The 18,641-nt window shown below is 52.8% G+C and carries 16 protein-coding genes and 1 pseudogene; all 17 read left to right on the plus strand.

The window, feature by feature from the left end; all coding sequences use genetic code 11:
• The first annotated feature begins 192 nt into the window (after window positions 1-192).
• Entirely contained in the window at window positions 193-1,872 is a 1,680-nt protein-coding gene (locus ABIE48_RS09180) for a ribonuclease J (RefSeq protein WP_094593820.1), read from the plus strand.
• 258 nt (window positions 1,873-2,130) lie between these two features.
• Window positions 2,131-2,889: a ClpP family protease gene (locus ABIE48_RS09185; protein WP_145021850.1), complete on the plus strand. Its 759-nt coding sequence runs from the start codon at window positions 2,131-2,133 to the stop codon at window positions 2,887-2,889.
• On the plus strand, window positions 2,886-3,104 hold the full coding sequence (locus ABIE48_RS09190; RefSeq protein WP_116231218.1) for a YlzJ-like family protein: 219 nt from the start codon (window positions 2,886-2,888) through the stop codon (window positions 3,102-3,104). The genes ABIE48_RS09185 and ABIE48_RS09190 overlap by 4 nt, the downstream gene beginning before the upstream one ends.
• A gap of 78 nt (window positions 3,105-3,182) precedes the next feature.
• The gene (locus ABIE48_RS09195) at window positions 3,183-5,861 is read left to right on the plus strand and encodes a DNA translocase FtsK (RefSeq protein WP_483312650.1); all 2,679 of its coding nucleotides are present in this window, start codon (window positions 3,183-3,185) and stop codon (window positions 5,859-5,861) included.
• Between the two features lie 220 nt (window positions 5,862-6,081).
• Window positions 6,082-6,906, plus strand: a complete 825-nt coding sequence (sleB, locus tag ABIE48_RS09200; RefSeq protein WP_145134875.1) for a spore cortex-lytic enzyme — start codon at window positions 6,082-6,084, stop codon at window positions 6,904-6,906.
• Window positions 6,907-7,087: 181 nt separating this feature from the next.
• Window positions 7,088-8,368: an EF-P 5-aminopentanol modification-associated protein YfmF gene (gene yfmF / locus ABIE48_RS09205; RefSeq protein WP_192714729.1), complete on the plus strand. Its 1,281-nt coding sequence runs from the start codon at window positions 7,088-7,090 to the stop codon at window positions 8,366-8,368.
• 3 nt (window positions 8,369-8,371) lie between these two features.
• Window positions 8,372-9,652: an EF-P 5-aminopentanol modification-associated protein YfmH gene (gene yfmH, locus ABIE48_RS09210; protein WP_089546572.1), complete on the plus strand. Its 1,281-nt coding sequence runs from the start codon at window positions 8,372-8,374 to the stop codon at window positions 9,650-9,652.
• Window positions 9,652-10,425, plus strand: a complete 774-nt coding sequence (gene ymfI, locus ABIE48_RS09215) for an elongation factor P 5-aminopentanone reductase (RefSeq protein ID WP_076167998.1) — start codon at window positions 9,652-9,654, stop codon at window positions 10,423-10,425. The genes yfmH and ymfI overlap by 1 nt, the downstream gene beginning before the upstream one ends.
• A 103-nt stretch (window positions 10,426-10,528) precedes the next feature.
• Window positions 10,529-10,783: a DUF3243 domain-containing protein gene (locus tag ABIE48_RS09220; protein ID WP_076167995.1), complete on the plus strand. Its 255-nt coding sequence runs from the start codon at window positions 10,529-10,531 to the stop codon at window positions 10,781-10,783.
• A gap of 189 nt (window positions 10,784-10,972) precedes the next feature.
• The gene (locus tag ABIE48_RS09225; protein WP_076169541.1) at window positions 10,973-11,740 is read left to right on the plus strand and encodes a DUF3388 domain-containing protein; all 768 of its coding nucleotides are present in this window, start codon (window positions 10,973-10,975) and stop codon (window positions 11,738-11,740) included.
• Window positions 11,741-11,765: 25 nt separating this feature from the next.
• On the plus strand, window positions 11,766-12,872 hold the full coding sequence (locus tag ABIE48_RS09230; RefSeq protein ID WP_192714728.1) for a helix-turn-helix domain-containing protein: 1,107 nt from the start codon (window positions 11,766-11,768) through the stop codon (window positions 12,870-12,872).
• 100 nt (window positions 12,873-12,972) lie between these two features.
• Window positions 12,973-13,143: a hypothetical protein gene (locus ABIE48_RS09235; protein WP_163872676.1), complete on the plus strand. Its 171-nt coding sequence runs from the start codon at window positions 12,973-12,975 to the stop codon at window positions 13,141-13,143.
• A gap of 240 nt (window positions 13,144-13,383) precedes the next feature.
• Window positions 13,384-13,876: pseudogene (locus ABIE48_RS09240) on the plus strand (YajQ family cyclic di-GMP-binding protein).
• A 255-nt stretch (window positions 13,877-14,131) separates the two neighbouring features.
• Window positions 14,132-14,719, plus strand: a complete 588-nt coding sequence (gene pgsA / locus ABIE48_RS09245) for a CDP-diacylglycerol--glycerol-3-phosphate 3-phosphatidyltransferase (protein ID WP_145021832.1) — start codon at window positions 14,132-14,134, stop codon at window positions 14,717-14,719.
• Window positions 14,720-14,847: 128 nt separating this feature from the next.
• On the plus strand, window positions 14,848-16,134 hold the full coding sequence (locus ABIE48_RS09250; protein WP_192714727.1) for a competence/damage-inducible protein A: 1,287 nt from the start codon (window positions 14,848-14,850) through the stop codon (window positions 16,132-16,134).
• Between the two features lie 335 nt (window positions 16,135-16,469).
• Complete coding sequence (gene recA / locus ABIE48_RS09255) at window positions 16,470-17,531, plus strand: recombinase RecA (protein ID WP_145021827.1); 1,062 nt, start codon at window positions 16,470-16,472, stop codon at window positions 17,529-17,531.
• A gap of 159 nt (window positions 17,532-17,690) precedes the next feature.
• The gene (locus ABIE48_RS09260; RefSeq protein ID WP_192714726.1) at window positions 17,691-18,467 is read left to right on the plus strand and encodes a regulatory protein RecX; all 777 of its coding nucleotides are present in this window, start codon (window positions 17,691-17,693) and stop codon (window positions 18,465-18,467) included.
• The last annotated feature ends 174 nt before the right edge of the window (window positions 18,468-18,641 follow it).

The raw sequence follows: 18,641 nt of genomic DNA on the forward strand, positions 1-18,641 counted from the left end.
GGGCTTTTTGTTCATAAGGATATTTCAAATAAACAGCATGGATTTGGGGAACTCTAATGCCTACTTTCAGGGTGACTTGTGTTTTGACTTTTTTATCATGTATAATGAGGTCAAGTGACTGGGTGCGGTATATTTTTGAAATATAAATATTAAATGGTACGACGTCCAAAACCATAGGAGGGTTAGATTCATTTGTCTAAAAAAAATAATAACGATAAATTGGCGATTTTCGCGTTGGGCGGCGTCGGTGAAATCGGGAAAAACATGTATGTCATCCAATACGGCAATGACATCGTAGTCGTAGATGCCGGATTGAAGTTTCCAGAGGAGGACATGCTCGGGATCGATATCGTCATTCCCGATATTTCCTACCTGACGGAGAATCGTGACAAGGTGAGAGGCATTTTGCTGACGCACGGACACGAGGATCACATCGGTGGATTGCCTTACGTGCTGAAGCATCTGAACGTTCCTGTATACGGAACCAAGCTGACGCTTGGCCTGGTGGAGAACAAGCTGAAGGAAGCCAATCTCCTTGGCGAAACGAAGCGGATTCTGATTCACGAAGATTCCGAAGTGGCGCTCGGCTCCACGCTGAAAGCAACGTTCTTCAGAACCAACCACAGTATTCCGGATTCGGTCGGGATTTGCATCTCAACGCCGGAAGGCAACGTGGTTCATACAGGCGACTTCAAGTTCGATCATACGCCGGTTAACGGACAATATGCGAACTTGCAGCGGATGGCCGCTATTGGAGAAGAAGGCGTATTGGCGCTTCTGTCGGATAGTACCAATGCTGAGAAACCGGGCTTCACGCCATCGGAGAAAAACGTGGGTGTCGTCCTTGAAGATATTTTCCGGAAATCATCCCAGCGCGTAGTTATCGCTACTTTTGCTTCGAATGTTCACCGGATTCAGCAGGTGGTCAATGCGGCGGAATCCACAGGACGGAAAATTACCGTCATCGGACGCAGCATGGTAAACGTCGTTTCCATTGCATCCGAGCTTGGATACCTTCACGTGCCGGACGGCATGCTGATCGAGCCTGAAGAAGTTAACAAAATGGCCGCCGACCGCGTCGTCGTATTGTGCACAGGCAGCCAGGGAGAGCCGATGTCCGCATTGACGCGGATGGCCCGTTCCACACACCGCAAGGTTGATATTCTGCCGGGTGATACCGTTATCATTGCCGCGACACCGGTACCGGGAAATGAGAAATATGTCGGCCGTACGATCGACGAGCTGTTCCGTCTCGGAGCGGATGTCATCTACAGCGGTTCGAATTCCGGAGTACACGTATCGGGTCACGGCAGTCAGGAAGAATTGAAGCTCATGCTGAATTTAATGAAGCCGAAATTCTTCATCCCGATCCACGGTGAGTACCGCATGCAGCGCCGTCACGCACTGCTGGCCGAGTCTGTCGGCGTAGATCCGGACAATATCTTTATTACGGATATCGGCGAGATCGTCGAAATCCAGAACGGATCTGCCCGTAAAGCCGGTAAAGTAACGGCTGGCAACGTGCTGATTGACGGATTGGGCGTTGGAGACGTTGGCAACATCGTCCTCCGCGACCGTAAACTGCTGTCACAGGACGGAATTCTGGTTGTAGTCGTTACGCTGAGCAAACAAGACGGCACGATCATGTCCGGACCGGACATTATCTCCAGAGGATTCGTATATGTTCGTGAATCGGAAGGGCTGTTGGATGAAGCGAACCGCATTGTTTCCAGTACACTGCAGAAATTGATGAGTGAAAATGTTAATGAATGGGCTTCCTTGAAGACAGGCGTGAAGGATGCACTGGGCCGGTTCCTCTATGAGCAGACCCGCCGCAGACCGATGATTCTGCCGATCATCATGGAAGTGTAATCAATTGAATAAACCAGCGTCTTGAACAGCACACAGTCGCCCCCTTTCCGCAGGCAATATTGGACGGTTTCCTGCGGAAGGGGGCTTTTTTGTCGTTTAATGACGATGTGATGAGTGATTCTGAAAGGAACTGGAACCTGAAGAGACGGCCGGGCATAGGCTCTGTGAATAGGGTTATTTTTTCGGAATAATTCATGTCTTTCCTCCACCATACTACAATGACAGGAAATTATATGGTTAGGAAAGGACGAGGACATTATGACACAAAATACACGCCGTGCGCCGATGAGCGAAACGGAGGCGCCGGAACAAGCCCCTGCTGTAAATCCGGAACCGACGGCATTGGATACGCTGAAGCAGCTGGGACAAATGAACGTGCCGCAGGGGACCGAGTCGAACATTTTTTGCCTGACGATCATCGGGCAAATCGAAGGGCATCTGGTCCTTCCGCCGCAGAACAAAACGACGAAATACGAGCACATTATTCCCCAGCTGGTCGCTGCGGAGCAAAGCAAACAGGTGGACGGAATTATGATTATTCTCAATACAGTAGGCGGTGATGTGGAGGCTGGACTGGCCATCGCCGAAATGATCACGTCCCTTACCAAGCCTACCGTCACCGTCGTCGTCGGGGGCGGGCACAGCATCGGTGTGCCGATCGCCGTAGCTTCGACGTACTCGCTTATCGCCGAGAGCGCCACCATGACCATTCACCCGATCCGCCTGAACGGACTTGTGATCGGTGTACCGCAGACGTTCGAATATATGGAGAAAATGCAGGAGCGCGTCGTCCGCTTCGTCACCTCCCATTCGCGGATTACGGAGGAGCGGTTTAAGGAATTAATGTTCCGCACCGGCGAGCTGAACCGGGATATCGGTACGGCGGTGGGCGGACTGGATGCCGTTAAATACGGCTTGATGGACGAAGTAGGAGGCATAGGCCAGGCTCTGGCCAAGCTGAACAAGCTGATCGATGAGCGTAAACAACCGGTTGAGGCGGAGGGGATTACTCAATGATGCTTCATACGATTATGCCGCTTGATGCTGTGTGGGAGGAGGGCTTTACCCCTGTCCAAACGGCGGAGGTAAGGCTGCAGGGCGTCCTGATGGAAGTCAAACCGCTTGATGCGGGCCGGGCCGAAATCGTCCGGCTGCTCGACTGCCCGCTTGAATCGTACCTCAACCCGGCGTTTGCCCCAGGACAGGTGATTCGCTACATTCCGACACTGTAAAATGGACCTTTAGCAGCAGAAACAGAACATAGGTGCCCCACGGTATTATATGGTATAATATTGGCCGGGGGTGACATTTTGGCTAAGCGAAGAAAGAAGAAGAAGGCAGTACTGACCAATGTGCTGAAATACGAAATATACGGAATTATACTGATCACCCTTTCCGTTATCGCCTTATCCGGTGAAGCGACGGTAGGGTGGTCATTATCCAAAATGTTCGGACTGCTGTTAGGGCGGTTTTATTTTGTGATCCCCCTGGTGGGAATCTACTTGGGCCTCAGCGTCATGATTCAGCGAAAATGGCCGAAACGGTGGAATACGCGGAGAAGCGGAATTCTGCTGTTGGTACTGGCCTTGGTACTTATGAGCAGCATTTCTTCATTGGAAAAGAAACTGGGTCCGGTTGGCGCATTGAGCACCGGGAACATATTATCCCAGGTACATACGGACTTGCAGGGAGCGCTGCTGTCGCCATCGGCCCGCGGCGACCACTCCATGCTGAATAAGGACATCAGTGGAGGCTACATCGGCGCCATCGAGTTTGCGGCTCTGTATTGGCTGTTTGGGACCTTGGGCTCGAAGCTGATGATGATCGTTATGTTTATTATCAGCTTTATGCTGATTACGAATCTGTCGTATGTCGACCTGATGCGAATCTTCCGCAGCAGGTTGGTGAAGGCCGGCGAGAATGTCCAGAAGCGGATGGACAACCGCCGCCAGTCGGCCAAGGTCGCTTCCAAAAGGGCGGCTTCGTCCAGGCAGAAGAAACCACAGCCGCTCCCGGCTGACGACGATGAGGATGAATTGGACGAGGATTTCGTGCCGCCGAAGCCGAAGCGGAGCGCCCCGGTGTTCTTCCAGCTGTTCGGCAGCAGGTTTGCCAAGAACGAAGCGCAGCCGCCGCTTGCTGATGATGAGCTGGACGGCAGCGATATTCTTGAACCGGTCAGGGACACCCGTTCCGAGGCAGGCGGGCGGTTCAGCGAGGCGGTGGAGACGGTGGAGAACGATGCATTCGACCTGCACGAGGAGCCGCTGTGGGCGGAACCGAAGCGGAACGAATCTTCGCCGATCATCCGCGACTTTTTCGAGCATGTGAAATCCGAAGGCAACGTCGATCCGGAGGAATCGGACGAAGCATACGCCGGAGCTGCCGGGGCTGCTTTTCCGCCTGAAGGCATCAGTACGGAATTCCATGAGGATACCGCGGGGACGCCGGACGGCGGGGTGCCGGTAACCGCTGCGGATCTCCAGGGAGAATCCGCGGGAAGTCCGGTTGAGCCGGCGGAGGCGCTGGAGCTTGCGATGACGCCGCCTGCGCCTCCGCCGAAGCCGTACAAGCTCCCGCCCTTCAGGCTGCTCTCCAAGCCCCAGAATGGCGGCAAGGCAGGCGATCAGAACGATTATAAGCAAACCGCCCGCAAGCTGGAGGCGACGATGGAGAGCTTCGGCGTACGGGCGAAAGTGCTTGAGGTCGTTCGCGGGCCAGCGGTGACGCGGTACGAAATCCAGCCGGATATCGGCGTGAAGGTCAGCCGGATTGTCGGGCTGACGGACGATATCGCGCTGGCTTTGGCCGCGAAGGATATCCGGATGGAGGCGCCGATCCCGGGCAAATCGGCCATCGGCATCGAGGTGCCGAACAATGAGGTTTCGCTCGTGACGATGCGCGAAGTTATGGAAACGCCGGTCTTTCAAGACGCCTCGTCGAAGTTGTCGATCGCTTTCGGCCGGGACATTTCGGGACAGACGATCGTCGGCAATCTGGCAAAAATGCCCCATTTGCTCGTCGCCGGCGCCACCGGTTCCGGTAAATCGGTCTGTATTAACGGCATCATTACGAGCATCCTGTATAAGGCGAAGCCGGATGAAGTGAAATTTCTGATGGTCGATCCGAAGATGGTCGAACTGAACGTGTATAACGGCATCCCTCATCTCATGGCGCCCGTGGTTACTGATCCGAAGCGTGCTTCCTTGGCGCTGAAGAAGATCGTGGTCGAGATGGAAAAGCGCTATGAGCTGTTTTCCAAATCCGGCACGCGCAATATTGAAGGCTATAACAACCTGATGAAGGACAATCCGGCAGCGGTGCTGCCTTATATCGTGGTCATCGTCGACGAGCTGGCCGACCTGATGATGGTCGCCGCACATGACGTCGAGGAAGCGATCACCCGCCTCGCCCAAATGGCGCGGGCCGCGGGCATTCACCTGATCATCGCCACCCAGCGGCCGTCCGTCGACGTCATTACGGGTGTCATTAAGGCGAATATCCCGTCGCGGATCGCTTTCGGGGTATCGTCCCAGGTCGACTCCCGGACGATTCTCGACATGGCAGGCGCCGAGAAGCTGCTGGGCCGCGGGGATATGCTCTTCATGCCAATGGGAGCGTCCAAGCCGATCCGCGTGCAGGGGGCTTTTATGACCGATCAGGAAGTCGAGATCATCGTTAACTATGTCCGCGAGCAAGGGGAAGCCAAATACGATGAAAGTCTCGTTCCCGAAGTGGAGGAATCGTCGCAGGATGCCGACGACCAGCTGGACGAGCTGTACGATCAGGCCGTTCAGATCGTGCTGGAATCCAAACAGGCATCCGTGTCGCTGCTGCAGCGCCGGATGCGGGTGGGGTATACCCGTGCAGCCCGCTTGATCGATTCGATGGAAGCGCGGGGGATTATCGGACCTTACGAGGGAAGCAAACCGCGTGAGGTGCTCGTCTCCCTGGAGCAGTATCAGCAGCAGAACCGCATCAGCTCATAGTCCGGTAATTATTGCCGGATGTGCTTTATCTTCCTTGGAGGCCTCTCATGATCGTTCATGAGGGGCCTTTTTGGCGGTGATTTGCATGGAAATACGCTTGAAAGCTTCTATCGGCGGAACACATTCTTTCTCTTGGGCAGGGTGTATAGGAAATGGGGCCTGTTGTCATAATAACCGTAGCCATCCTGTCAAACCCACAAGAGAAAGGTAGAGCTAACCCATGAAAAACGCAAAATTATGGATCATCATCGGTTTGGTGTTTCTATTGTCTGCGGCGGTCTATGCAGGTGTAAGACCCCATACGGATTCCAAAGCTTCGTCCAAAGCGGCGGTGGAGCCTGCGGAACAAACCATACCTACATTCGGATCAACGGTTTTGAAGTATGGATCCTCAGGCCAGGATGTGTATGAACTGCAGGGGCGCCTGAAATTTTTGGGCTTTTATAACGGAAAGATTGACGGACAATACGGATGGAGCACGTTGAAATCCGTCAAATGGTTCCAGTCCGAATTCGGGATGAAGGTGGACGGAACGGTCGGAGCCAAAACCAAGCTGAAGCTGTACAATGCCACCAAGAATTGGCAGCCATCCGCAGCTGAGTCCGGAAACGCCGCCAACAAACAACCGAGCACAAGCGGCAATCAGAAAAACACAAGCGAGCCGATGGCCTCGGCCAACACGATGGGCCTGTCCGAAAACGATCTGAAAATTATGGCTAATGCGGTGTACGGCGAATCCCGCGGTGAACCGTTTGAAGGACAGGTTGCCGTGGCGGCGGTCATTCTGAACCGTGTCAAATCGCCAAGCTTCCCGAATACGCCCCATGGCGTTATATTTCAGCCGGGCGCATTTACCGCGGTAGCCGACGGACAAATTTATCTCACGCCGAACGAAACGGCCCGCAAAGCGGTGCAGCAGGCGTTAAACGGCTGGGATCCGACCGGCGGATGCCTGTACTACTTTAACCCGAAAACAGCCACTTCGAAGTGGATCTGGTCCCGGCCTCAAGTCTTGACGATCGGGCAGCATATTTTCTGCATGTAAAAGGATTGAACGTGAGTTTGGCACCGTAACTTCGTTCGATCCTTGAAGCAGATTGCGCATGAGGGAAAACAGCAACCGGAGGGTTTGTCTTCGGTTGCTTCTTCACTTTCCAATGGTATAGAATGGAACTTAATCAAAAGCGTGACGCTTTATAAATTCATGGCTAAAGGAGTTTTGGACCTTGAATACAACTGCTTTTCAACATGGAAACGCCAAGCGGATCCGGATTCACGTTCTGCCGACGAAACGCTTTAAGACGTTTGCAATATCGCTCTACGCAGGCATCCCGCTTGCAGAGGACACCGTAACCCCTACGGCCTTGACTCCTTTTGTACTCCGCCGGGGTACCGTTACATATCCGGAGACCCGCCAGTTCCGCGAGCAGCTGGAGCAAATGTACGGGGCCGGCTTCGGTTTTGATGTGTATAAAAGAGGCAACTACCAGATGGTGCACTTCCGGATGGACACAATTAATGATTCGTTCGTAAAAAGCCAGGATAGCCTGCTCGCATCCTCATTCGCTTTTCTCGGCGAAGTGGTGACGCGTCCCGTTTTGGAGGGCGGCCGTTTCCGCAGTTCTTACGTTCAGGCGGAGAAGGAGAACGTCCGCAAGAAGCTGGAATCCATCGTCAATGATAAGATCCGCTACGCCTCCGAGCGCTGCATCGAGGAGATGTGCCGCAACGAGCCTTACCGTCTTCACGCGCTCGGACAGCGTCAGGACCTGGAGAAAATTACGCCGGAGAGCCTGCACGACGGGTACCGCAAATGGCTGAGCGAAGCCAGCATGGACCTGTATGTGGTCGGGGACACGACGCTCGAGGAAGTGGAGAAGCTCGTCAACGCGCACTTTGATCTCGGTTCTGAACCGGGTATTACGTACAAGACCGAGACGCCGGTGCGCCAGTCGGGCGAGCCTCGTACCGTAGTGGAGAAAATGGAAGTGAGTCAGGGCAAGCTGAATCTGGGGCTGCGCACTTCCATCACTTATGGGGATGATCATTATGCGGCAGCATTGATGTACAACGGCATTTTGGGCGGATATCCGCATTCCAAGCTGTTCATGAACGTAAGGGAAAAGGCTAGCCTCGCCTATTATTGCTCTTCCCGTTATGACGGGCACAAGGGGATCGGAACGATCCAGTCCGGCATTGAAGTGCAGAACTATGAAAAAGCGCTCGACATTATCAAGCGCCAGCTCGAGGAAATGCGCTCCGGCCGCATTACCGATCTGGAAATGTCGCAGACGAAGGCGATGATCCGGAATCTGCTTCTTGAAATTGAAGATTCGGCTTTTGAAATGATCGCTTACGACTTCAACCGTCAATTCTCCGGCAAAGACCGGTCAAGAGAAGAGCTGCTGCAGCAGGTGGAAGATATTCAAGTCGCGGATGTTCAGGCGGCCGCGTCGACTTTTGATTTGGATACGATTTATTTTCTGAAGGGTCAGAAGGAGGAATAGCCGGTGGAAAAACTTCAGTACGACAATTTGCAGGAGACTCTCTATTATGAAGTGATGGATAACGGCCTTCATGTCTACGTGCTTCCGAAGCCGGGTTTCCAGAAAACCTATGCGACGTTTGCCACTAAATACGGTTCTGTCGACAACCACTTCCGGGTGGAGGGACAGGACGAAATATCGGTTCCGGACGGGATCGCCCATTTCCTGGAGCATAAAATGTTCGAGGAGCCGGAAGGCGACATTTTCGCCACATTTGCCTCCCATGGCGCATCCGCCAACGCATTTACAAGCTTCGACCAAACCGTGTACCTGTTTTCAGCAACCGAGCACATTCCCGAGAATCTGGAGACGCTCGTAAACTTTGTGCAAAATCCTTATTTCACCGACCAGAACGTCGACAAAGAAAAGGGGATTATCGGGCAGGAAATCAACATGTACCAGGATAACGCCGACTGGCGCGTCTATTTTGGCCTAATCGAAGCGATGTATAAAATCCATCCGGTGCATATCGATATTGCCGGTACGGTGGAATCCATCAGCACGATTACGAAGGAGACGCTGTACACCTGCTATAACGCCTTTTATCATCCGAGCAACATGCTGCTGTTCGTCGTCGGCGGAGTAAAGCCGGAAGAAGTGTTCGACCTCGTCCGCGCCAACCAGGCGAAGAAAGATTATCCGCCTCAAGGCAAAATCGAGCGTATTTTTGAGCCGGAGACGGTCGGTGTCGCGGAAAAACGCCGGGTTAACAAGCTGCAGGTGTCCATGCCGAAATGCTTGTTCGGTTTTAAGGAAAAAGAAGTGGGGCTGACCGGCAAGGAGCTGCTGAAGCGCGACCTGACAACAAAGCTCATGCTTGATTTGCTGTTCGGGTCAAGTACGGAGCTGTACCAAAAGCTGTACGACGAGGACCTGATCTCCGACAGCTTCTCGCATGAATACAGCAGTTCTCCGCAGTATGCCTTTTCGGCCGCGGGCGGAGACACCCGTGATCCCGACCAGCTTCTTGCCCGGATCCGCGAAGAGGTTGACGGCATTCTGGCATCCGGCTTCAAGGAAGAAGATTTCGAGCGCGCCCGCAAGAAAAAAATCGGCGGATACCTGCGCATGCTGAATTCTCCGGAAAATATCGCGCATGAATTCACCCGCTACCAGTTCCGCGGCGGCGACTTCTTCAGCGTGATTCAGCTGTATGAGTCCATTACGCTCAGCGATGTGAACAACCGCCTGAAAGAGCATGTGGACTGGGATCAGCTGGCGGTATCGGTCGTGGTGAATCCTTAATGCAGCATAGGGGAGAGGAGAGCCTGCACAAGCCGATCGGAGAGACGACGGTGCTCGTCACCGGGGCGAGCCGCGGCATCGGTGCCGCCATCGCCGAGCGTTTTGCAGCGGTAGGGATGAACGTGGTGATCCACTACGGATCATCGCACGAAGCCGCCAATGACGTGGCCCGGCGCTGCATGCAGTCCGGAGCCAGGGTCATGACGGTCTCCGCCGATCTGCGGGATAAAGACCAGATTCTGCGCATGCGCGACAAGCTGGACACCCACGGTTTGCTGCCGGACATTTTGGTGAACAATGCGGGCGTCTCTCACTACGGCCTTCTTTCGGACGTGACCGAAGAAGAATGGGACGAAGTGATGTCCGTTAATTTAAAAGGCATGTTTCTGTGTACACAAGCTTTTATGCCCTATATGATTTCCCAGCGAAGCGGCCGCATTATCAACATATCCTCCGTCTGGGGGATTTCGGGCGCTTCCTGCGAAGTGCTGTATTCGACCACCAAAGGCGGTATTAACGCTTTTACCAAAGCGCTTGCCAAAGAGCTTGGCCCTTCTGGCGTCACGGTGAACGCGGTAGCTCCGGGCGCGGTGGATACCGAAATGCTGAACCATTTGGACGACGAGGAAAAACGGATGCTCGAGGATGAAATTCCGGCCGGACGGCTGGCCAGACCCGACGAAATTTCGTCCCTCGTTTATTTTCTCGCGCTGCCTGAATCCGGCTACATCAACGGTCAGGTAATAAGCCCCAACGGTGGATGGATTACCTGAGCCGCCAGGACGCTCTTCCCTGCATAGGCGCTCCCCAAACAGGTTATATTACAACTGTTGATTTCAAATCTCATGCGCCACAGCAAAGGGAGGACTTATCAATATGTCAACAGTAGTAAAGAACTTTGATGCCTGGAAAAAGTTTCTTGGGGAACGCGTCGCACAAGCCGAAAAAATGGGGATGAGCGAAGACACCATCGCCAAGCTGGCTTACGAGATCGGTGATTTTCTCGATGAGAAAGTCGATCCGGCCAACGCTTCCAACCGTGCGCTGAAGGAGCTGTGGGAAGTGGGCAACCGTGAAGAGCGCCAGACGATTGCCCGGCTGATGGTTAAATTAGCCAAGAAAAACGCTTAACTTTAGGAAAAAGCCCCCATTTGGGGGCTTTTCTCTAATGTTTACAGAGTTGACCTTGTTTTTCATATGTATTTTATATATCATTAACGTGACCCATGAAATAAAGGCGATTTTTTGGAAGCCTCACCCGAAAGGGCTGCAGGTTTATTTTATTGGAAAACATGGGAAAAGGTCAGATGGGGTGTCGAAGTGGAAGCGAAACAATGGTACATGGAGTATAAGATACATAAGAACCGTCCGGGTCTGCTCGGGGATATTGCATCCTTGCTCGGTATGCTGGAGGTTAACATATTGACAATTAACGGGGTTGAAGGCAAAACGCGGGGAATGCTGCTGGAAACCAATGATGACGAGAAGATCCAATTGATGGGTGCCATGCTGAAAAAGGTCGACAGCATAACGGTCTCCGCGCTGCGGACGCCGAAGCTTGTCGATATTTTGGCTGTGCGCCACGGCCGGTACATCGACCGCGATTCCGATGACCGGAAAACATTCCGTTTTACGCGTGACGAACTTGGGTTACTGGTTGACTTTTTGGGTGAAATATTTAAGAAGGAAGGAAATCAGGTGATCGGCCTTCGGGGGATGCCCCGCGTAGGCAAAACCGAGTCCATCATCGCGGGCAGCGTGTGCGCCATGAAGCGCTGGACGTTCGTATCCTCGACACTGCTGCGGCAGACGGTCCGAAGTCAGCTCTCTGAAGACGAAATGAACCGGAACAACGTGTTTATTATCGACGGAATCGTCAGCACGATCCGTTCCAACGAACGCCACTACAACCTGCTGCAGGATATCATGAACATGCCGAGCACGAAAGTGATCGAGCATCCCGATGTGTTCGTGCAGGAGTCCGAGTATACGTACGATCATTTCGATATTATTATCGAGCTGCGCAACAATCCGAATGAAGAAATTATTTATGACACTTTCACAAGCACATACAACGACGATCTGTAAGTAATTTGATGAGGAGGTGATGGTGTTGTCTGAACTGGGTCAACAGTTAAGAGAAGCCAGACTGCAGAAGGGCATGAGCCTGGACGACGTGCAGGAAATGACAAAAATCCGCAAAAGATACTTGGAAGCCATCGAAGCAGGGGATTACAAGGTGCTCCCCGGCAGTTTTTATGTGAGGGCTTTTATTAAAACATATGCCGAAACCGTGGGACTCGATCCGGACGTTCTGCTCGAAGGCCACAAGAAGGAAGCTCCTCCGGAGCCGGAAGCGACGATGGAGCCCGTCATTCAGAAGCGGTCCAGCAGCCGCTCCTCGTCGCCTGAACGAAACGTGAAGTGGCTGTCGACCGTGCTGATGTGGACGTTCCCGATTCTGATCATTGTCGTTATTTATTTGTATGCGAACAATGCAAGTTCGACAAAGAAAGACAACAGCATCGATCCGGCCAAGGTAACGGAGCAGCAGGATCCGGCAACGGCGCAGAATCAGGATCCGCCCGCAACAACAACTACACCGCCGGACAATGCCACCAATTCGGGGGATGACGGCAAAAAGGACAATTCCGGTAATTCGGATACCACAACGACGGATAACACGAATACCGATAGCGGAAATACCGGGGGCCAAGACACAACCACACCGCCGGATCAAAATGGCACAGATCCTTCAGGCACTGGAACAGATACAACGGGAACCGGTACGGACTCGACGGATACGACGAACCAAGGCAATCAAGGCGTAACCGTCGCCCAAGACGGCAAGAAGGGCAAAACCACGATCTTTAAGGTTGCAGCAGCCCAGGGTACTCCGGTTCAGGTGGAAATCAAAGCGACTGGCAAGAGCTGGCTTGAAGTGTACAAAGGCGAAAATACTTCCGGCGAGAAGCTTTCCTTCGGTAATACGAAGGAGGGGGATACACTGACCTTTACGCTGGATTCTTCCGGTATATACATTAAATCGGGGTATTCTCCCGCAACGACGATTACGGTAGCAGGGCAGACGGTCGAAGACGGTAAATCGACTTCGCGCATTCTGCTGAAGCTGGACGACTCCGGTACGGGCGGTACTTCGACCGGTAATGATTCGTCGACAGGGGATTCCTCTGATGATTCGGATAGCAGCAACGGCTAAACGGCGGGACAGGCTCCGCTGAATAATGCCATACACTCCAGGGGACAATAGATCTAGCTTTAAGTCCTTCTTATTCCGGATAGAAATGAGGTGTATGGTTATGACAGTCAGCTGGATTACCACGATTGTGGGGATTATCGTCAGCCTGCTCGGTTATTACCTCACTCCCAGCGCTTGGGGGTACGGCATTCTTGGATTTGGACTGGCATGGATCGTATTGGGCATTTTGGATATGTTCCGCCAGCCAACCCGTGACCGCAGCCGATCGTAAAATAAGAACGAGACATTCCCGGAACCACGAGCCGGCGAATGTCTTTTTTTTTTGAAGTCCGCGTTCATTGCTTGTAGGCTTCTGCTAATCGCGTCCTGTCTTCTGCCTAAGCCGTGCCTAAGCAGTGCCGAACACCGTGAGATAATATGCGTGAACGGAAGGAACGCTGTTTAGGATTAGACTTGTCCCGGTTAATTTCATATAATATGACATGAAAAGGAACTGAAAGGGCGTGTAATGATGAGTTCGGAAAATTCGTTTGATATTGTTTCCAAATTGGACTTCCAGGAAATGATCAACGCGATCAACCAAACGGAGCGGGAAATCGAAACCCGTTTTGATTTTAAAAGGGAGCAAGAGCAGCCTGAAGCTGGAGAAGGAGACGCTGGTCATTACCTCCGATGACGAGTATAAGCTCAATGCGGTGATTGACATTTTGCAGTCCAAAATGATCAAGCGCGGTTTGTCGCTCAAAAACGTGGATTACGGCAAGGTCGAGCCAGCTTCGATGGGAACCGTCCGCCAGCGGATCACCCTGAAGCAGGGTATCGATCAGGACAACGCCAAGAAAATCAACGTGCTGATCCGGGACTCCAAGCTGAAGGTCAAAAGTCAAATCCAAGGCGATCAGATCCGGGTGACGGGGAAGAGCAAAAACGATCTGCAGGCGGTCATGCAGCTGCTCCGCAAGGCGGATCTGCCGCTGGACCTGCAGTTTACGAATCTGAAGTAATGCGGGCGTATACCGCACGGCAAACGGGCGGGAAGAGGAGCTTACTCCTCTTTTGACAGTGTATAAATTGATATATTATACTGTAACTTGTCCCGCTGTCTTGGCAGGGTTGCCGGCCTGCCGCAAGCTATGCCTGCTGCCCCCAAGTAGAGGATTCATACATAATGGATGGTCTGGGTGCATTATTATTCATTTTCGGCCTGCCGTGCATGTGAATGTCGTTTCTTAGTTTGATTTATCCGGGGAGGGTTTACAGTGAATCTGCCCAACCGTATTACCATTTCAAGAATCTGTTTGATTCCGGTCATGATGGTGTTTCTTCTGGTCGACTTCAAGTTCTATCCGGAACCGATTACCTGGAATTCATTCGAGCTGCCGTACAATCAGCTGATCGCTGTAATTATTTTTATTCTGGCAGCAAGCACAGACGGTATAGACGGTTATTTGGCGCGCAAAAACAACTTGGTTACAAATCTCGGAAAACTGCTGGACCCGCTGGCCGACAAGCTGCTTATTACGGCGGTGCTGGTTTCGCTTGTCGAAATGGGGAAATGCGACTCCTGGATCGCTGTGGTTATTATCAGCCGCGAATTTGCCGTTACCGGCCTGCGCCAGATTGCGCTGCTTGACGGGGCTGTCGTGGCGGCCAGCAAATGGGGCAAAGTGAAGACAGTCATTCAGATTATCGCCATCGTGGCGATTCTGATCAACAACTTCCCGTTCGAGATGATCGGCCTGCCGTTCGACGATATTGCCATCTGGGCAGCGGCTTTGATCACGATATACTCGGGGATCGATTATTTTGTCAAAAACAAAAAACTGCTTCAGCTTTCCAATGTGTAAGGCAATAGGGATATCCTATTGCTTTTTCTTTCCACCAAACGCTGTGGTACGGATAGGCTAAAAACGTGTAAAGTGTTCAATATAGGTATATCCATTCTACTTTACGATAACAGGGAGGCCAATCAAGGATGAAAGCAGAAATCATTGCAGTCGGTACGGAGCTGCTGCTTGGACAAATCGTGAATACCAACGCGCAGTACTTGTCGCAGGAGCTTGCGGCAATGGGAATAGACGTCTACTACCAGACGGTCGTCGGCGATAACGCCTCGCGGCTTCAGGGTGCCATTGAGCTTGCTTCGCAGCGCGCGGATATCCTGATCCTGACCGGAGGCATCGGCCCGACCCAGGACGACCTTACCAAGGATGCCCTGGCGGCGCATGTCGGCCGCTCCCTGCACATTGACCGGCTGGCGATGGATCAAATCGAAAGATTCTTCGCAGGGCGGGGGATCAACATGACGGAGAACAACCGCCGTCAGGCGCTCGTCATCGACGGCAGCACGCCGCTTCCGAATGAAACGGGATTGGCCGTCGGACTCGCGCTTGCCCAAGAGGATAACTTCTACATCGTTCTGCCTGGTCCTCCAAAAGAGATGAAGCCGATGTTCGACCAGCAGGCGAAGCCGTGGCTCCTTCAACACGCCCTGACCGACGAAATGCCGATTTACTCCAAAATGCTCAAGTTTGCCGGCATCGGCGAATCGCTGCTGGAGGATCGGCTTCTGGACCTGATCGACGGGCAGACCGATCCAACGATCGCTCCTTATGCGAAGGAGGGTGAAGTGACCGTACGCATCTCCACCAAAGCGCCTACAGAGCAGGAAGCCATGGAGAAACTGAATGCGATGCAGGGGCAAATTCAAAGCCGGCTCGCAGACCATATGTACGCCAGCATGGACGTGCCGATCGAACGGATCATCGTTGACATGATGGCGGACCGCGGGATTACGCTGAGCGCCGCTGAGAGCTGCACAGGAGGCATGCTGATGGAGAGCATCACGTCCATTCCGGGCAGCGCCACCATGTTCGTGGGAGGGATCGTCTGCTATTCCAACGAGATGAAGGAGAAGCTGCTGCATGTCCCGCATGCGCTGCTGGAGGGAGACGATGCACCGGGAGCAGTGAGCGCCGAAGTGGCAGAGGTGCTTGCCGAGAACGTCCGGATGATCACGGACAGCGACTTCGGCTTATCCGTCACGGGTGTAGCGGGTCCGGGGTATTCCGAACGCAAACCGGTCGGCCTCGTGTACGTCGGGATCGCCCAGCGCGGACAGAAGACCGAAGTGTTTGAGCTGAAGCTGAACGGCAACCGCGAAACGATCCGGGTCCGCTCGGTCAAAACGCTGCTGTACCGGTTGTGGCAAAGACTGGTATCTACCGATCCGGCCACCGGGGAGTCCAAGGATCAGGTTTGAAGTTGTGCAGCCGCCCGCCAGGCGGTATAATATAACCATACGGAAGAACCGTGCAAAAATAAGTTTGCCGCGGTTCTTTTTCTTATGGTTGGAGTAGGGGTGGAAGCCTGTTCCAGTTCGGACTCTTGCATCCGATCATCATAGAAGAACAAACGCCCACCGTGGTCCCCCATATTTTGCGGACTTTCCTTGCGGCGGTTGGTTTAAGGTACGGCGGCATGATGATGAGAGGAGAATGCCCGGCAAAAAAAACGAATGTATGTTCGAAAAAATGCTTGGCAAACGTTCCAAAACAAGGTATCATAATAGTATAAACGGTGAAGGATGTGAGTTTATTGTCAGATCGTCGTGCTGCGCTTGAAATGGCGCTTCGTCAAATAGAGAAACAATTCGGTAAAGGTTCGATCATGAAACTCGGTGAGTCGACACATATGCAGGTGGAAGTTGTTCCCAGCGGCTCCCTGGCTCTAGATATAGCACTTGGTATTGGCGGACTTCCAAGAGGCCGCGTTGTTGAAGTATATGGACCGGAATCTTCCGGTAAGACGACGGTGGCCCTCCATGCCATCGCTGAAGTACAGAAAGTCGGTGGACAAGCTGCTTTCATCGATGCGGAGCATGCGCTTGATCCGTCGTATGCCAACAAGCTTGGCGTCAACATTGACGAGCTGCTGCTGTCTCAACCGGACACCGGTGAGCAGGCGTTGGAAATTGCGGAAGCCCTCGTACGCAGCGGCGCCGTTGATATTATCGTCGTGGACTCGGTTGCCGCGCTCGTACCGAAAGCGGAAATCGAAGGTGAAATGGGTGATTCCCACGTAGGTCTGCAGGCTCGTCTGATGTCCCAGGCACTGCGTAAGCTGTCCGGTGCGATTGCGAAGTCGAAGACGATTGCGATCTTTATCAACCAGCTTCGTGAGAAAGTCGGCGTCATGTTCGGTAACCCGGAGACGACCCCCGGTGGCCGTGCGCTGAAGTTCTATTCTTCCGTTCGTCTGGATGTACGCCGTATTGAGAGCATCAAGATGGGCAATGATGTAGTGGGTAACCGGACGCGGATCAAGGTCGTCAAGAACAAGGTGGCTCCTCCGTTCAAGCAGGCGGAGATCGACATCATGTACGGCGAAGGCATTTCCAAGGAAGGCAGTATTATCGATATCGGTACGGAATTGGATATCGTCAATAAGAGCGGTGCCTGGTACTCCTATGAAGGCGAGCGCCTAGGTCAGGGCCGCGAGAATGCGAAGCAGTTCCTGAAAGAAAATCAGCCTATTTCGGAAGCGATCGAGAACAAGATCCGTGAGGCAAGCAATTTGACGACGACGGTGAGCGCGCCGACCGCAGAGGAAGCGGCGGCCGAGGAACGCGAAGAGCAGGAATTGTTAGAGCTGGAATAGGGTTATCGTTTGAAATCGTATTCTGTGAATGAATTGAGACTATAATGAGGACGCTCGGTGATAACCTGTCACTGGGCGTCTTTTCTCATATAGAGAGTACGTTAAGAATGCGGTTCAGTTATACGACTTACATTGAACACGTGATGGGGTGTGAGAGAGATGCGAAAAGGAAATAGCCATGAACATCAGGAAGGGCGAGGGATTCATGGAGAGCAGGGAATCCATGAAGAACAGGGAATTCATGAAGGACTGGCCGGGTTCCCGGACAATGAGACCCTTTGGATCACGGAGGTAGAGCGTCTGGCCAAGTCGAGAGGGCGCTATTTGATATCGTTCGGACCCTACACCCTGTCCGTCCACGAAGACGTCCTCGTGAAGTACCGGATGGTCAAGGGGAACGCTTTTACGAAGCAGGAGCTGGAGGAAATCGTCGTAGCGGATGAGCGGCAGCAGGCTTATGTCGAAGGCTTAAAGGCGTTGGAGCGGAAGCCGCGGACACGCAAGGAAATTGAAATGAAACTGCGGCAGAAAGGGATCGAAACGGGATCGATTGAGTATGCACTGAACCGGCTGGTGGAAGAAAGGCTGGTAGACGACGAAAGCTATGCCAGGCAGTGGGCGCAGCAGCGAATCAGGAACCACCGCAAAGGCAAAGCCTGGATCAGGCAGGAGCTTCAGCAGAAAGGCGTCGATAAGTCGATTATATCCGAGGCGCTGGCCGAAGTCAGTTCCGATCAGGAATTTGAGGCAGCCCTGGCAGCCGGGCGAAAGAAATGGAACCAGACGAAGGGCGAAGCCGCCGATCGCAAGCGCAAAACGGGGGCTTATTTGATGAGGCGGGGATACTCCGGAGAGCAGGTCCGGAAGGTCATCAATCAGCTGCTCAAGGAGGACGCGTATCCCGAGGATGAAGAGGAATATTTTTCATTCGACTGAGGAAGAAGTTGACACAATATGAAATGCCCTCTCTTGACAATATCTTTTCACAAATACTAAAATGAAGAGGAATCTATTCCTGTAAAAAGATCTTTTTTCCTTCCAAAAAAAGGTTTTTTAATGAAAGATTCTAATTTCTCTCCAATTCATATGAACTACCCCCGCCTTATCCCG

Origin of the sequence: Paenibacillus sp. OAE614, from assembly GCF_040546645.1 — a bacterium.
GTDB lineage: Bacteria > Bacillota > Bacilli > Paenibacillales > Paenibacillaceae > Paenibacillus_AQ > Paenibacillus_AQ favisporus.

Excerpts from the sequence above, each read along its gene's own strand:
- ABIE48_RS09185 (WP_145021850.1), top strand. The coding sequence starts at position 2,131 with ATGACACAAAATACACGCCGTGCGCCGATGAGCGAAACGGAGGCGCCG.
- ABIE48_RS09190 (WP_116231218.1), top strand. The coding sequence starts at position 2,886 with ATGATGCTTCATACGATTATGCCGCTTGATGCTGTGTGGGAGGAGGGC.
- sleB (WP_145134875.1), top strand. The coding sequence starts at position 6,082 with ATGAAAAACGCAAAATTATGGATCATCATCGGTTTGGTGTTTCTATTG.
- ymfI (WP_076167998.1), top strand. The coding sequence starts at position 9,652 with ATGCAGCATAGGGGAGAGGAGAGCCTGCACAAGCCGATCGGAGAGACG.
- ABIE48_RS09220 (WP_076167995.1), top strand. The coding sequence starts at position 10,529 with ATGTCAACAGTAGTAAAGAACTTTGATGCCTGGAAAAAGTTTCTTGGG.
- ABIE48_RS09235 (WP_163872676.1), top strand. The coding sequence starts at position 12,973 with ATGACAGTCAGCTGGATTACCACGATTGTGGGGATTATCGTCAGCCTG.
- ABIE48_RS09250 (WP_192714727.1), top strand. The coding sequence starts at position 14,848 with ATGAAAGCAGAAATCATTGCAGTCGGTACGGAGCTGCTGCTTGGACAA.
- ABIE48_RS09260 (WP_192714726.1), top strand. The coding sequence starts at position 17,691 with ATGCGAAAAGGAAATAGCCATGAACATCAGGAAGGGCGAGGGATTCAT.